We start from the raw sequence: 17,220 nt of genomic DNA, 5'->3' as shown, positions 1-17,220 counted from the left end.
GGAGTTCAGGGAGGAAGGATGGCAAACGCGAACTGGGAGGAACTCTTGGGCCTCTTCGCCGAATCCGATACCCCTCCGGCCAAGCGGACGGACGTCACCGGTCTGCAGTGGATCTCCAATCACTACGTGAATCCCTGGCACCACGCGGCGGGGGAGGTCGGCGCACCCGGGGGCTTTGAGTTCGGCTGGCACAAGACGTGGTACCTGAACGAGATCCTGCTCGTCAACTACCAGGTCGGCTTCAACATCAGCCCGGACCTGAAGGACCCACTGCCCCGGGACAAAGCGGTCTACCTGTGGCACTTCCGTGCCAGGGAAACCCTCCGCAAGGCGCTCTCGAACGAGGGCAACTCCGTCTTCGCGCTGCTCAGCTTCGACGACGCCAGCAACACGGTCAAGGGTGTCCAGCGGTTCCTGAAGGACTGGTTCCACAGGATCAAGGGCTGGGCCGAGGAGATCGACGTCCCCGATTCCGACTTCCAGGGCACTGCGGCAGGACAGTTCCGCAGCATGCTCATCGGCGTTGCGAACCAGTTCGGCGACCTGCATACACAGATGATCAACCCCGGTGACCCCTCCAAGCAGATCGACGACGCACGGACCGTGGCCACCAACGAGCTGCGGGGCCTGTACGACCTGTTCCTGAAGTACGGCACGGAGAAGAACGCCTGGCCCGCCCAGATCCTGGGGGACCTGTTCCGCGAGGAGTTCGGGGAGGGCGCCTACACGTTCAACAACGGCTGGCTGACGACAGCGACGCTCGGCGACCCGAACGCGCCGGGTTTCTGGACCGCTTTCGAGCAGAAGGCCAAGGACCGTTGGCTCGCTCAGGTCGGCGAGAGCCTCGACCGGCCCGCATCCGCCGCGGCGACCGCCATCAGCAAGGCCTACACCGACGCAACCGATGCCATCATCCCCCCGTACAAACCGACCTGGGACGCCCCCGCCGGCACCGGCCAGGGCGGCCCGAACCTCGCCGACGGCAAGAACCCGACGGCCGACGCCATCGCCTCCCTGCTCAAGGGGCTGAAGAACCCCCAGGGCGGCCCGGACGATCCGACGAAGAAGGCTCCCGGCATCGGCGGGACCGGTGACGAGAACCAGCTCCTGGGCGGCGACAGCGAGGGAGAGTTCAGCGGGGGCGGTGGGACCCTCGAACAGAACGGCACCGGGGGCGAGGGCCCCGGAGCGGCGCTGGAGAACCGGCTGAAGAACCTGAGCGCCGAAGGTCCGGGAGTCTTCGACAGCAAGGGCGTCACCGGCAACGGGGGCACGAACACCGGGAACACCGGCCTCGGGGACCTCGACACGGGCACCGGCACCGGCACCGACAAGGACGTCACCGGCCCGGGGGTGTTCGGCCCCGGCGGCGGCCTGACGCACCTCCCGCCCGGCTCCACGATCAACAAGGACGGCACCGTCACCGGCCCGGACGGCAAGACGCTCAAGAACCCCGACGGGTCGGTCCACAAGGCTCCTCCCGGCGCCTTCCAGCAGCAGCAGAAGCAGCAGGAGGCGCTGCGCCGCGAGGCCGAGGCGCAGCAGAAGGCGTACCAGGAACGGCTCAAGCAGCAGGAGGAGGCACAGCGGCGCGCCGAGCAGCAGCGGCGCGACAACGAGAAGGCGCTGGCACGCCTCCGCGAGACCTCCCGGCTGTCCGGCGAGCACCCCGGCACCCGTGGCAACGGCGAGGGCGGAACGCAGCAGGGCAAGGGCGTGTTCAAGGTCCGCAACCCCGACGGGACGTTCTCCGAGTACACGTTCGGCAAGAACGGCAAGGGCCCCGTCGGTGTCGAACCACCGGCCGGCCGGGTCAGGACCGCCTCGGCCGAGCCCGGCGTCAGGGTCACCGAGGGGACCGGCAGCGGGCCGCGCACCTCGTCCTCTCCGCCGATGACGCCGCCGCCCGGCGCGGGCGGCGGGGCCCCGGCGGGACAGGAGCAGCACCGGGAGCGGAAGAGCTACCTGGACGAGGACGAGGAGACGTGGGGCACCCAGGAGTGCACCTCGACGGGAGTGATCGGCTGATGGCGGAGCAGAACGACGGCGGCGTCCGGGGCGAGGGCTCCGCGCCGCGCCCCCGTTCCGCGCGCGAGCAGTTCGAGTCGATCCTCGGCTCGACGCTCCAGGAACAGTTCGACGAGATGCAGCAGCAGGTCCGCGAGCACACCGAGAAGCTCGCGTCCGTCCAGCGCGAACTGGCCGCCCGCACCTCCACGGTGCGTTCCAAGGACCGCGCCATCAGCGTCACCGTCGGCGCCCAGGGCGACGTCCGCGAGATCAAGTTCCACACCGAGGACTACCGTCGGATGGACCAGGCACGCCTCGGCAAGGTCCTGGTGGAGCTGATCGGCAGGGCGCAGGCCGAGAGCGCCGAGGCCGCGCGCGAGGCGTTCGAGCCGCTGCGCGGCAGGGGCGCGGAGATGCGCCGGTCGATGCTGGCCGGCTCGCCCGTCGAGGAACTCCTCGCCCCGATCCGGGAGATGACGAAGCACCTCGGTCAGACGCCCGCGCCCCGGAGAGGCGGGGACGATGGCTGACGGCAACGAACTGAAGGCCGGCGACGCCACCTGGCAGGGGTTCACCGAGTACGAGAACCTCAGCACGGCCCTGGCCGAGGGGCACGCCAACACCGAAGCCGTCAACGACCTCAACACCCGCGGCGGCGGCGACGGCGAGGACGAGTCGTCGAAGCAGTACCTGGAGCAGATCAAGGTGGGCATGCCGCCGCTCACCGACACCCTGAAGATGCTGGACATCCTGGTCACCCAGCTGGGCCAGAACGGCCAGGACGTGAAGAAGATCTTCGGCGAAGCCGAGGACCAGGCCACCTTGCTGGCCCGGCACTGGAAGGCGGCCGGAGGGGAAAAGTGACGCGCACCACCACGCGGCGGCGCCCGTGCTGACCCCGTCCCCCGAGGCGCAGACGCTGCTCATGGTCTTCTCGGGCGAGAAGTGGCCGTCCGTCGACGAGGACCTGCTGCGGGAGGCCGCCGACCACTACGACGCGCTGGTCGGCAACTTCGAGGAACTCCAGACCTACCTCACCAGCGCCACGAACTACATCAAGGAGAACTTCTCCGGCCAGGCCGCCGAGGAGTTCGCCAAGTACGCCGACTACCTGGCGGGCGGCGGCGAGAAGTCGGTCCTGACCGGCTGCGCCGCCCAGGCCGAGAACCTCGCCAAGATCGCCCGGGACACCGCCACCCAGGCGGAGTACGCGAAGTGGATGATCCTCGGCCAGGTCATCCAGCTGATGGCCGAGCTGGCGTTCCTGGCGGCGGTGTGGTGGATACCCGGGATCAACGCGGTCGCCGAAGCCTCGGTGGCCGCCGCGGAGGTGGCGCTCAAGGTCGTCGCCCAGTCCGTCATCAAGGCGCTGATCAAGAGCATCCTGATCCACACCGCCATCAGCGTCACGATGGGCGGGGCGATGGACGTGATCGTCCAGCTGATCCAGATGAAGAAGGGCACCCGCGACGAGTGGGACGTGAACGCGACGAAGAGCGCGCTCGGATTCGGTGCCGTGCAGGGCGTGTTCGGTGGTGTCTTCAGCCTGGCCGGCGGCGCGCTCGGCAAGCAGATCGGCAAGCTCGTCGGCAGCGACGCGGCCAAGTGGCTGGGCACGCAGATCGGCAACCACCTCGACACGCTGGCCGGCAAGACCGCCGCGAACAAGGGGCTGGCGCACACGCTCGGCAACCTCCTCGGAGGAGCCGACGGGGAACTGGCGAAGAACCTCAACAAGAGCACCGGGAAACTGGTCTCGGACAGCTTCGTCGACAAGGTCGGCAACGCCTTCGCCAAGTACGGGTTCAACGGGCTGGAGGGGGACGCGGCACGGAACGTCGGCAAGACCTGGGCGAGCTCCCTCAACAAGCACTGGTCGACGGCGGCGTCCGTGGACCAGGTGTCCGAGAAGATCGCCAAGGACCTGGCGAAGGGCGTCGGCGGCCAGGTGGACGCGGCGGCCCTGAAGACGCTGTCGCACGCCATCACCCAGGACGTGGCGAAGTCCCTCAGCTCCAAGACGATGTCCGAGACGCTGACCAGGATGCAGAAGTTCGGCTACGCGGCGGGCCTGTACGGGACGTCGGCACTGGTCGAGGCGGGCGCCCAGAACCTGGCCGAGGGCACGTACAACCTGATGACCCAGGGGGAGTTCACCACCAGCTGGCAGACGTTCGTCTCGGGCGTCGTGCCGACCGCGTTCGGCCACGCGATACGGCACACGATCGTGCACCCCCTCCTCGCCGGGTCGGACTCGCCGATCGCCAACTTCTTCAAGGACGTCCACGCGAAATTCGACTCCCTGGACAAGATGCCGGGCGAGTACGGGCCGAAGATCACGCCGAACGACCCCTCGGCGCCGCTCGGACGGGGCACGGTGGCCACCGAGAGCGCGCAGACGACCACGACCGCGCAGGTGACCGAGACCGCGCAGGCGACCGAAGAAACCGGCACCGAAGCGGAGCCGGAGACGACGGTGCCCACCGCACCCACGACGCCACCGGCGTCCACGGCCCCCACGGACCCCACGACCTCCCCGGGTACTACGGGCCCCACGGCCTCCCCGGAGTCCACCGACCCCACGGCCTCCCCGGCGCCCTCGCCGGTGGTGACGCAGACGCAGCCGACGCCCCAGTCGCAGCCGCAGGTCACACCCCAGACGCAGACGCACGTCACACCCCAGACGCAGACCCAGCCGACCCCCCAGACGCAGACGCAGACGCAGCCGACACCCCGGACACCCGCACCGTCCGGGCCCGGGAACGGACCGGGCACGCCGCCCGCGCAGAAGTCCTTCGCCCCGCGGCCCACGGAATCGAGCACGCCCGTTCCCGGCCCCTCCTCGGGGATGCGCCATTTCAGCGCCCCGAGCCCCCTGGAGCCGACCGCGCAGGAGGGCTTCGGCACGCGGACCGAGCCCGTCGTCACCACGACGAGCTCCCCCACGCCCACGGTCACCCCCGCCCCCACCACGGCATCCGCGTCCGTGCCGGAGACGGCCTCCCAGGACATCGAGCTGACCGAACTCGGCGGCCCGGCCCCGGCCGGCACCAACGACGCCGACGCCGATGTCACCACCACCGATGTCACCACCACCGAGGACGCCAACGGGAACGACAACGGCGGCGACAACGGCGACGACGTCACCGCCGGGAACACCGGCGGCGCCCGGCCGAACGCCGCGACGACGCCGGAGGGGACGACGCAGACCCCCGTCCCCGACTTCCTCAAGGACGTCTCCGCCTACCTCGACGGCACCGAGGACAAGCCCCCTTTCAGCGGCGCCGTCGGCGGGCACCTCGCCGTCCGGCTCGACCACGGCAGCAAGGACCCCGCGCAGCTCGCCGACGAGCTGGTGAAGAAGGCCGACGTCACCCTGCACGAGCCGCAAGCCCTCGCTCTCGCCCTCGCGCAGCAGCCGCACACCTTCCTCGGCGACGGCCGCCGCTTCGCCGTCACCACCACCGACGGCCGTGCACAGGAGCTGCGCGTCAAGGCGCTCCCCCGGCGGGAAGCCTGGGACAAGGACGCCCCGCCGGACAAGGACGCCCCACCGGACAAGGACGCCCCCGCCACCCCCGTCAAGTTCGACACCGTCCAGCGCTCCCAGCAGACCGAGGGCCCGTCCTACTCCGAGTCCAGCACCGTCCGGGCGCCGGTCTCCGCCGCGGTGGTCGGCGCGGGGGCGGTGGGGCGGATCACCGTCACCCCGGCGATGACCACCGGCCGGGACCACAACCTCACCACCCAGCTGCTGGCGCAGGGCGAGACCCGCAGCCACGGCGCGTCCGTCGAGCTCAAGACCGACGTCACGTACGAACTGACCCTCCACGACGTCCCCGCCACCGAGTCCGCCGAGCCCCCGGAGGTCCGTACCCACACCGTCAAGGGCGGCCTGATCGTCCGCGTCCCCGAGTCGCACACGACCAGCACCCGGCCCGACCCGCGCAAGGACCGGGTGCCGCTGACGTTCACCACGGAGTCCGGCGAGCGGGCGGGCATCGAGCACACCGAGGCGTACTTCCACCTCGACGCGATGACGGACTGGGTGCTCCAGCAGACCGGCTCGCCGGTCGGCAGCACCACCTACAAGGCCGTCGTCGACCACTTCTCGGCCGAGCACTTCACCCAGCTCGACGGCCGTTCCCCCGTACCGCCGCTGCGCCTGCACACGTCCGACGGATCGGCGTCCGGCACCGTCACCGTCGACCGGCCGGTGCCCCACCGGCACTGGGTGATCGACGCCGGCACCGACTTCGAACTGCGCGACACCGGCCAGTTCACGCAGAAGAACGAGAGCAGCGTCCACCGCGACCACAGCCTCGACGCCACCCTGTTCGCGGGCGCCCAGCTGGACCCCACCGGCTTCTCGGACGCCGTCGCCGCGCCCCGCGTCCAGGCGGGCCTGACCTTCGGCTACAGCCATTCCTCCCGTAACACGGCCAACCTGGGCGGCACCGCGGGCGTCAAGCACGCCGAGCGTTCCCCGAAGGACGTCCGGACGGTGCTCGTGCTGCGCGAGTCGAAGGTCACGGTGCGGATGCCGGACGGCGCGCACGAGACGTTCACCGTCGGCAGCCTGGTCCGGATGCCGCTCGGCGAGGCGCAGCGACTGGCCGGCTGGGACAACCAGGACGGCCTGCGCACCGGCGTCAACGAACCGAAGAAGCCCGCTTACTGGGGCGACGGGAAGGTGACCCTGCTCGGGCCGGGGCGGCCGGGCGCGATCCACGTCGACACGCCCCGGCGGAATCCGCAGGCGGCGGCGGACGACGTCCGGACCCCCGAGGAGAAGCTCTTCGACTCCCTCTTCGACGACCTGAAGAAGGCCGACCCCGGCCTGCCCCTCGCGACCCGGGACGAGGTGAGAGCCGCCGGACAGCACCGCCCCTGGTTCAAGAGGATCCTCCCCCGCGGCAGGACCTCCGCCCTCGCCGTGGCGAACGCCCGCAGCCTGATGACGGCCCTGTCCGACCAGGCGCTGCGGGAGGGCATGCACCAGGCGGCCACCGCCGAGGGCATCCGGGTCCCGCTGCTCGGCTCGTCGTTCACCAGGGACCGCGGCTACACGCTGACGATCCGGGCCGACCTGAACAGTCCGACGTACGCGGGCAGCAACCGCCGCACCCCGACCGAGGCGACCGGCGGCGGCGAACGGTTCGACACCGCCCACCAGGTCACGCACTCCTGGAACCTGGGCCTGGAGGCGACCTTCTCCGCCCGGGACAACGCGAAGGACGCCCTGGGCGCACCGCAGACCACCGGCACCGGCGGTATCGGCGCGCGCGGCGGCCGAACGACCACCCGGCAGGTCAAGTCCGGGGGGACCGCCACCCGCGAGGACCTGTTCGTGCCCGGCCCCGGCACCGACCACTACGACTTCACGGGCGAGCTGACGTTCGAGATCCAGCGCTCGGCGTTTCCGCAGCCGCTCATGCAGGCACTCACCCTGGGCGGGATGCGGGCCCTGGCGCGGTACGGCGCGGATTCGCACCTGCGGGCGGTGGAGTGGCTGCGCGAGCAGGCCGGACTGGGCGGGATCGGCGAGGTCCGGAACGGGGAGAGGTCCGTCCCCCTCACCTCCCACCGGGTGGCGTTCACCTTCGGCGTGCCCGACGCCCTGTCCAGGGCGAGTGGGATGTCGGACGCCGACCGGGACCGGTTCACCGGGAAGACGCAGGCCGGCGAGCCGTCGGGGGTCGAGATCCCGGAGCCGGACACGATCCTCTCCGAGGGGCTGACCGCCATCACCCTTTCGGTCCGGGCCGATCAGAACCTGCTCGGCCCGGCGCTCGCCCTCGCCGGGAAGACGTCCGGGAACGCGTGGCAGCTGACCGACGCGGGGGCGGTGATGTCCGAGCGGATCCGGCGGGCCTTCGGGCAGCACTCCCTCACCGCCTTCTCCGACCAGGTGTTCTCGACCGGCGGCCACAGCGTCGGCAACCTGCACGACAAGGGCACCTTCTTCGCCGGGGACGAGTCCGTCTCGCTCACCGGGACCCGCCACAACCTGACGGTGGTGGGCACCTCGTTCACCGCGTCGCCCGAGATGAACACCGCGCTGGAGCAGGCGTTCGGCTACTCGCGGAGCGGATCGTGGGGCGGCTCGTTCGGCACCACCGGCATGTTCGCCGGTGGGGAGACGGCCGGCGCCACGCACCTCACCGGCCAGGGCGGAACGGCCAACACCTGGCTGCAGAAGTTCCGGACCTCGACCAAGGGGACCGCCGTCACCTCGACGCGCGACCTCAACCAGGTGCTGGGCAACGACCGGTGGGTCCTGGTCGTCGGCGACACCGATTACCGGATCGACACCCGTCACAGGTCGCTGGGCCTCTTCGGCCGCCCCTTCGGGAGCCACCGCGCCGACTCCTCGCCGGTGATCCGGAAGCCGGGCGGCTGGGTCGGTCTGATCAGGGAACGCGACGCGATCAGGGCGAAGCTGATCGACGACGGTCTGGGCCCGGTGCCGGGCACGGGCACCGCCGCCAAGGGCTCCGCCACCGCCGCCAAGAGCTCCGCCACCGCCACCGAGGGCTCCGCCACCGCCGCCAAGAGCTCCGCCACCGCCGCCGAGGTCACTACCGCCTCCGACGCCGGTGCCAAGGAGGAATGGCGCCACCGGCACGACCTCGCCGGAGCGGGCCGCGGCGCCTTCGCGCACACCGCGCCGCAGGACGCCGCCGGGCTGAAGAAACTCGGGGAGGCCCTGGACCGGGCGGGCATCGCCGAGCAGACCCGGCACACCATCAACGCCATGGTGTCCGCCCGCGCGGGCCGGTCCGCCCTCCAGAGCGGAAGCCCGCTGACGGCCCGCGGACGCACCTCCGCCCTCGCGCATGTCCGGACGCTGAACGTCCTGGGCAGGGACGTGTCCATCACCGTCCGGCACGAACGCGTCGGGAAGCCCGAGATCGTCGACACCCTGTTCGGCGACCACGAGTTCGGTGCGAACCGCGGCACGGCCCAGGACGAGTCCGTCTCCTCGTCGAGGACCGGCGCGCACGGCGTCAACGGCGGTGAACTGGTGCGCGTCCCGAGCGGCTCGGGCGGCCCCACCGCCGGAGCCGGCGCCGGCTCCGGCGACTCCGTCACCGCGACCGAGTCCGTCTCCGGCGTGACCACCCAGGTCACCACCCTTCCCGGCCCGAAGGCGGTGCTGAGGACCGACTGGAAGACCACCGTCACCGTCACCTACGCCGACGGCAGCGAAGTCATCGACCCGGTCACCTGGAACGCCACCGTCACCACGTCGGAGTCGTACCTGATGCTGGAGCCGGACGGCGACGGGGACGGCCCCCCGGCGTCGTCTCCGGCATCATCCCCGGCATCGTCCTCGACGACGCCTCCGACGACTCCTCCGGCGCCGCCCACGAGCCTGCGGCCGAAGGCCGCGGTGACGGTCGATCCGCCGAAGAGCGGCGCCGGCCCCGCCGACCTGCTGGCCGAGACCACGAAGAAGAACGACGAAAAGGCCCGCAAGGGCGACGGCGGCCTGCACATCCACGAGGTCATCGGCGCGGAACAGGTGCAGAACCTCGGCACCCTGCTCGTCTCCCGGGCCCACCGCAACGACCTCGGCAACCCTCCGAAGTCCCCGTACGAGGGCGACGCGCTCACCGAGGCGCTGAACCACGCCACGCGCGCGAGCGGCCTCGTGAAGCCCGGCGGCTCCGGCGCCGACGCGCTCGGCACCGCCCTGAACGACCCCTCCCTCACCGCCGCGCTGTCCTCCGGCGCGGCCCAGAGCGGCCAGCACACCGTCACCGTCTCCGACAACAGCCTGGTCGGCGGGGTCGAGGCCACGCTCACCCTGGCCACCCACCTCGATTTCACGAACGCGCGCCGCATAGCCGTCAGCGGCCAGGTGCGGCTGGACGACCTGACCGGCACCGGCACCGGCGGCGAGATGTCCGACGGGACCGGACTGACCTGGACGGCGGGGCCCGGTGCCGCCGGCAGCGCGGTCGCCGGTGCCAACCTGCTCGTCACCCCCGGTGTCTCCGGCGCCGGCGTCGGCAACAGCGCCGGCGAGACGCACCGGATCGGACAGGCCGAGCAGTCCCGGCTCAACCTCAAGCCGCCCGCCGGGCACGGCCACCTGTACGCCGTCCCCGCCACCTTCCACCTCGCCGCGGAGGCGAAGCGCCACCTCAAGGACAGCGCCGTCGGCCGGCCGTTCACGGCCCCGGCCGCCCTGCAGTCCGGGAAGACGGAGGCGACGGTCCTCGTCTGGCTGAGCGACCAGCGGGTGAAGGAACTGGGGCTGGACCGGCTCTCCAGAGCGAAGGCCGAGACCACCGGCAAGGACGACCGGGCCGAGCTGGAGCAGCTCGTCGAAACGGAGAAGAAGGCCGCCCAGAAGGTGACCGAGGCCGAGAAGGCGTGGGAGGACAGCGACAAGAAGTACTGGGAGGAGCGCCGGAAGCTGCGGGAGGAACTCGACAGCGTCGAGGAGTACCGGGAGAAGCACGAGCAACTGAAGGAGGAGCACGACGCCATCGAACGCGACCTCCGCTCCGACCCCGGGGAGCGCGAGTTCCATCAGGCGAGGCTCGACGAGTCCACGGCGAGACTGGCCGCCCTCACGGCGAAACTGAACAAGCTCACGGCGCCGCCGGACGAGCTCGTGAAGCCGCTGGAGGACCTCGCGGAGGCGGTGCGGAAGGCCCGTAGCGAGTACTTCGAGATCCGACGGCTGACCGACCCGATCTTCCGCGACGGGCCGGACATCCAGGACACCCGGGCCGCCCAGGCCGCGGCCGACAGGTTCAGGGAGAAGTACGGCCACGAGGACGAGCCGGGTGCGGAGCCGGAGGGCGAGAAGAAGGAGTTCTCGGAGAACGAGGACGGCGGCACCCCGGTCACGATCACGATCGACGGGACGACCCACCCCCTGGTGGACGTCGAGAACGACGGCCGCGGGTTCTTCAACGCCCTGGCGGAAGGGTTCCGGCGGGGCGTGCACCCCGATCGGGCCGGGGCGAACGGCCTGGAGCTGTGGCAGGAGCTGGCCGGGAAACTGCGGACACCGGACGAGACGCCCAGACGCTTCGCCGAGCTGGCCGCGATGGCGCCGCCGGACCTGGCGGACGCGTTCACCGCGGAGGACGTCACCAGGGCGGGGCTGCTGTCCCTCCTCGACCCGACGACCAAGGCCGGGCGGGAGTTCCAGGACCGCGACGGGGCCGTCCCGCCGATGAAGGAGGCGCTGACGGAGCAGCAGCGCCGCACGCTCGCCGAGATCTCCGCGGGCCGGGACGGCGACCGCGAGACGCTGGCCGGCCACGGCACGGCGGACCTCTACCCGGCGCTGGCGGCGGCCCTGTGGAAGGTGCCGGTGACCGTGGCGCACGACGGGAAACTGCACACCTTCCTGCCGGGCGGCGGCGAGGCGAAGCCGGGGGACAGGGAGCGGGGCGTCCTGCTGCACCTGAAGGCCGACCCGGAGGGCAGGACGTACCGGTACGTCGACCACCGAACGGTGCTGCCGACGCCGCCCCCGCCCCCGGCGCAGCCGGACACCGCGACGCCGCCCCCGGTCCCGGCGCAGCCGCAGGAGCAGTCCGGGACGCGGGAGCACGCGCGGACCTCCCCTCCGGACCCGGTTCCGTCTCCGATGCCGTCACCGAGCACGGCCTCCCAGACGACGGGTGAGGGGGAAGCCGGCCGTACGACGGACGACCACACCGTCTCCCAGGGAATCTTCGACGTGCTCACCCCGGCCACCCGGGACGAAGGCGAGACCACCGCGACCACCGAGACCACCGCGACCGACGACGAAACCACCGTCACCGTCGTGATCGACGACGAACTCGCCGGTCTGGGAGCCCGGTTGGGCCTGCCCGTGATGGGTCTCGCCGCCTTCGACCAGCACATGACCGAACTGGGCTTCGACCGCTCCCTCTGGGCGTCCCTCGACGACCATCTGGCCCGCCGGGGCTCCACGCTCGCCGGTCTGGTCGGCGGCGGTGATCGCGACCGCATACGCGAGGCGGTGGTGGACTGGTTCACCGCGCCCGTCCACCAACCGTCGCCCTCGGTAAGCAGCGCGGCGCACTGGCTGCGCACACGGCCGGACCACCTGGAACGACTCCTGCGCGCGCACGGCCTGCACGACGCCGACGGTCTCGTCCGTGCCGTCGGGGAGAACGGAGGCATCGGACCGGAGGGGATCGGCACCGCCTGGTTCGACGCCCACCCCGACGCCGTCGCCCGGCTGCGGGACCTCCAGGACACCGCGCGGATCAGGGCCGCCGTGAACGACCTCGGCCTTCCCCCCGGCACGGTGAACGGCCCCGAGACCGGAACCGGGACCGGCCCCGGCCCCGAGACCGGCCCTGACACCGGAACCGGGACCGGCCCCGAGACCACCCCTGGCCCTGACACCGGAACCGGGACCGGCCCCGGGACCGCCCCCGGCCCCGAGACCGGCACCGGAACCGAGACCGGCACCGGCCTCGAGACCGGCACCGGAACCGAGATCGGCACCGCCACCGGAACCGGCCCCGCGACCACCCCCGGGCCGGGCCACGGCCCCGCCCTCGCCGACTTCCGCGCCTGGCACACCGCCCACGGCGGCCCCGAGCACCTCGGCCGCACCACCGACGAGGACGTGCGCGAGGCGGTCGCCCGCTGGTACCTCGCGTCCGTGCACCACCTCGGCGACCTCCCCGCCGGCGTCGACGTCCAGGCGCTCGCCCGACTCGCCGGTGCCGCCGACACCACGGGCGGGGAGACCCTCGCGGAGTTCCGCGCCGCCGCCGCCCACTTCCTCGCCGACGGCAGTCTCGCCCAGGCCGTCGGCCTCGCCACCGCCCTCGGCCGCGGCGCCGGGCTCGGCGAGGCCCGCGCCCTCGCCCGGAACCTGGCCGTCGACGCCGCCGTCCTGGTCCCCTTCGGAGGGCTGCTCGGACACCATCTCGCCCGGCACGCCGCGGCCCCCCGGGCGATCGACGCGGCAGCGGCCTCCTTCCGCGTCGACCTCGCGCACCACGGCTTCACCACCGCGGACCTCGCCGTGCTGGCCGGGCCAGGGGCAGGGGACCGGAACGTCGACGCCCTCGGCACCGAGCAACTGGACTCCTTCGCCCACTACCTCGTCCACCAGAAGACACTCGGCGCCACACCGCACGCGGCGGTCCGGGCGTGGCGGAACCTGCCCGCCGCCGAGGCCGCCGCCCACGTCGAGACCTGGCGCGGGAACGACACCGCCGAAGGGGTGGTCCTCGGCACCGTCGACGTCCCGCCCCCGAGCCGGGAGAAGCACGGGCGCTTCGGCTACCTCGGACCGATCGAGAGCCGCGCCTTCCGAGCGCGTCGCGTGCTGCTCCCCGACGGATCCGTCCGGGCCGAGGTCACCCTCCCCGTCAAGCTGCTCCACGGGCCCGGCCAGGAGCACCTCGCCGAGGCCGCCCGGCGAGTCGCCGGGACCGCCCTCGACACCTACCTCAACGCCCCCCGCTACCGGCTCCCCAACGGCGACCTGCTCCACGTCGCGGTGGAGTTCACCGATGCCGACGTACCCGTGGAGCGCTGGGAGGACGGCTACCTCAAGAGCCCCAGCAACGGTGTCCACCTCGTCGACCTCTCCTTCGCGCCCGGCGGCCGCATGGAGGCACGGCAGTGGAACCTGCCCGGCGAGGGCCTCGCCGTCCTCGCCCACGAGCTGACCCACCTGCTCGGCCCCTGGGACTACTACCGCGAGCACGCGAACACCCTGCGCCCCCTCTACATCGACCGGGCCCTCATGGGAGGCCCGGTCTTCGGCACCCGTTACGGGCAGGTCGACATCAACCCGCTGCGGATCGGCGGCTCCCACCTGCACAACCAGCGGCTGATGCCCCGCGACCTGAACCTGATCGGCTCGGCGATCGAGACCGCGTGGAAGAAGGCCGGGCTCGAACCGGGTCCGCACGACGACGTGCCGTCCCACCTGCCGCTCGACGTCGCCGAGCGGGTGCTGCGCGGCAACCCGGCCACCGGTGCGGCCGGTCTCCTGGCGCCCGTCGGCACCGGTGGGCGCCCGCGGCCCGAGCCGCTGGACGACGTCAACCCCAACGGCACCTACCTCGCGGCCGGGGGCGGCCCGGACGGCCGGCCCGTCATGATGTTCCCCGAGCACTGGTCGCTGGAGGAGGCGGCCGCGGCGGCCGTACACGTCCACCGCGAGCAGCTGCGGCGCGGCGGCATCCGGCAGGACGGCGGGTTCGAGGGCGTCCACCAGGGGGTCCGCGTCCGCGGTCACGCCCTGTCCGACGGCACCATCACCGACTTCGAGCCGTCACCCCGGCAGGACGACCTCACCCCGGCCCTGTTCGCCGACCCGGCCGACGAACCGCACCCGGCCCCCTTCGCCCGGGGCGGCGACCCGCTGGCCACCCACCGGCTGTGGGACTTCCTCGCACTCGGCGACCGGTCCCGCGGCATCGGCGGCCACCTGCGTACCGCCGGGTGGGAGGAGGCCGGCCCCCTGGGCGGACCGGCGGTGCGCCACCTGCCGTTCGGCACCACCACGGCGGACAACCGCACCCTGCGGGCCGGCACCTTCGCCCTCGAACTGCGGTACTGGGCGAACGGGGCCGTCCGCACCCCCCTCACCTCCCCGGGCCCGACCGTCGCCCTCTCCGACGGCGTCGCCGGCCTCAACACCCTCTTCCCGGACGGGTGGGACAACTGGATGATGGACGAATACCTCCGCGCCGGCCACCAACAGGCCCTCGCACACGGGTCCTTCACCCTCCTGCCCACCGGCGGCCACCTCTGGCACGCCGTGGTCGAGGACGTGCCGATGCACGGGCAGGTCCTCGACGGCGAGCACCAGTGGGTACGGCCGTCCTGGCACCAGTCCGGAGCGGGGGACCACACGTCCACCGCGGTGCTGGCCGAGGCGCACGGCATCGAGTTCCGCACCGGCGACGGGGCCCACTACCGGATGAACCGGGTGCTGCGCCGCAACGGCGAACAGAGCACCGAGATCGTCCGTGTGCTGCACGTGCCGCGGGACAACAGCATGGATTTCCTGCTGGAGTCGGTCCGGGGCGCCCGGCTGCCCCTCGGCGGCATCCCCGGGCTCGGCCCGGTGGAGCTCCGGTTCGCGGTCGCGTACGACGGCACGGGCGGCGGACCCGACACCGAGCTGCTGAACCGCGCGGCATCCTTCGGTCTGAGGGACGTCCGCACGCTGCTCGGCCCCGGGTTGGGAGCGATGTTTCTCTCCGCCCCGCGCACCCTCGGCCCGGATCGGTGGAGGCCGCCCGCCGGGACGCTGGCCACCCCCGTCTGGCGCGCCACCACCTTCGCGGTGCTCGACCTCCACGGACCGAGCCCGCTCACCCACGAGCCCGGTGTCGACGCGCTCGTACAGCTGCACACCGCCCAGGAACTCGCGCCCCACGCCGGCCTCGACCACAGTGCGCGGGACCTGGTCGGTGCCACCGGCCACCTGTTCCACCCGGGCGCCGGAAGCGACCTGACGATCCCCGAGAACCTGCGGGGCGACTGGACGCCGGACCGGGTGCGGCTGGCCGCGCTGCAGCACTCCCTGCACGCCCGCCCCGTCGAGGGACGGCAGGTCCCCGACGCGGTGGTGCTGGAGGCGTTCCCCGTGCCGGGCGTCCGGCTGGAGATCCGCCACGAGCAGGGCGCCGACGGGGTGTGGCGGATCGCCGACTACACCATCCACACCGACGAAGGCCCCGGCGTGCCGCCGCTGTGGCAGCCCGACGGACCCCTCGCCGAGACGGCGGCCGGGACGGGGATCAACCCGGCGCACCTCTTCGTCCTCAGCCAGGAGCTGGGAGTGGACCCCCAGGACGTGTCGAGCGTCGCCGCGCTCCTGCGCGGCTTCGGAGACCCGCTCGTCGTCCTCGACCACCTGGACCTGATCGCCGACCGGCTGGGCGTCGAGGACCCGCTGCTGCTGGTGAGGTGGACGAGCGCGCGGGGCATCGGCGTCGAGCACTGGTGGGACCTCGCCGCCCATCTGCAGGACCGGGGGGAGACGCTGAACGGCCTGATCAAGGCGGTCTCGGACGGTGACCTGCTCACCTCTTGGGACCGGCGGACACAGCGGGCGGTCCACCAGGACGTCGTCGCCCAGGCTCTCCTGCTCGGGGTGCACCCGCGCCGGTTGGAGATGGTGATGATCGCGACCCTGATCGGCGATCCGACGGTGTTCGGTGTGCACACCCGGGAGTTCTGGGAGACCGGGAACACCGTCCAGGAGATGGCCAGGCAGTTCGCCGGACAGTACTGGCGCGACGACTTCGGCCAGATGGCATTCCAGTTCGGCGCCGCGGGAACGGCACAGAGCGCGTCGGCCGAGTTCGCTGTTTGGTACGGGACTCCCCCCTCCGAGGAACTGTCGCGGGATCGGCTCACCCTGGACGGACTGACGCGTGCCGTGGCGCTGTGGCGACTCGGCCTGAGCGGCCCGACCGCCGCGCTCCCCGACGGCCTGGACCCCCGCCCGCTCGCGCTCCTGGTCCATCGTCTCGGAATGCGGCCCGACCAGGCCCGTACCTACGTCGAGGGCCCCGGCCGGGAAGCGGGCCCTCTCCCGCTGACGACGCAGCTGGAACAGAGGTACGAGGACGCCCGCAGGACGGCTGCGATGTTCACCGACCCGGCTACGAACAAGATGCCCCACCCCCTCTCGGTGCTCGAGACCGCCGACCGCCTCGGCATCGCCCCCGAGCTCCTCGGTACCATCCCGAATCTCACCGCCGGCAACGGCTGGACCGTCGGGGGGATGCTCTGGCAGGGCGTTCCGGCCGACTCCGCCGACCTGGTGAGGCGGCTCCTCCACGACCTCCGTCTCGAACCCCGCGAACTGGCCTGGTTCCACCACGTCACGGTGACGGCCGAGGACATCGCCCATCTCGCGGTGACGGCCGAGGACACCAAGTACCTCATGGTGACGGCCGAGGACATCGAGCGGTTCTGGGACTACGTGGCGGCCCACCACACGACGGACGAGGTCCTGGCCGCGCTGCACGCCGGCGACCGGGAAGCGGGACCGGCGGCGGTACGGAAGTGGTTCGAGCACGAGACGGCGACGGCGCGCGGGCCCGTACCGCCCGGTTCCCCGCCGGGCGAATGACCGCACCACCACCATCATCAGCACCATCAGCACGACGGATGACGAAAAGAGAGAGTGGCACCAAGTGGCAGTCACGGAGTCGCAGAGCGGTACCCCCGGCAGTGCCG

The 17,220-nt window shown here is 72.2% G+C and carries 4 protein-coding genes; all 4 read left to right on the top strand.

Annotated features, from left to right (window positions below; genetic code table 11):
* Window positions 1-18: 18 nt before the first annotated feature.
* The 4 genes from ACIRFH_RS03830 to ACIRFH_RS03815 are packed head-to-tail and all read left to right on the top strand — an operon-like array spanning window position 19 to window position 17,113.
* Complete coding sequence (locus tag ACIRFH_RS03830) at window positions 19-2,028, top strand: hypothetical protein (RefSeq protein ID WP_403516926.1); 2,010 nt, start codon at window positions 19-21, stop codon at window positions 2,026-2,028.
* The gene (locus ACIRFH_RS03825; RefSeq protein WP_403516925.1) at window positions 2,028-2,540 is read left to right on the top strand and encodes a YbaB/EbfC family nucleoid-associated protein; all 513 of its coding nucleotides are present in this window, start codon (window positions 2,028-2,030) and stop codon (window positions 2,538-2,540) included. Before ACIRFH_RS03830 ends, ACIRFH_RS03825 begins: the two co-directional genes overlap by 1 nt.
* Complete coding sequence (locus ACIRFH_RS03820) at window positions 2,533-2,874, top strand: hypothetical protein (protein ID WP_403516924.1); 342 nt, start codon at window positions 2,533-2,535, stop codon at window positions 2,872-2,874. The genes ACIRFH_RS03825 and ACIRFH_RS03820 overlap by 8 nt, the downstream gene beginning before the upstream one ends.
* A gap of 25 nt (window positions 2,875-2,899) precedes the next feature.
* Entirely contained in the window at window positions 2,900-17,113 is a 14,214-nt protein-coding gene (locus tag ACIRFH_RS03815) for a hypothetical protein (RefSeq protein WP_403516923.1), read from the top strand.
* Window positions 17,114-17,220: the final 107 nt, after the last annotated feature.

Origin of the sequence: Streptomyces sp. NPDC093586 (assembly GCF_044764905.1) — a bacterium.
Classification (GTDB): domain Bacteria; phylum Actinomycetota; class Actinomycetes; order Streptomycetales; family Streptomycetaceae; genus Streptomyces.
This window is presented reverse-complemented; position numbering and strand designations above follow the sequence as displayed.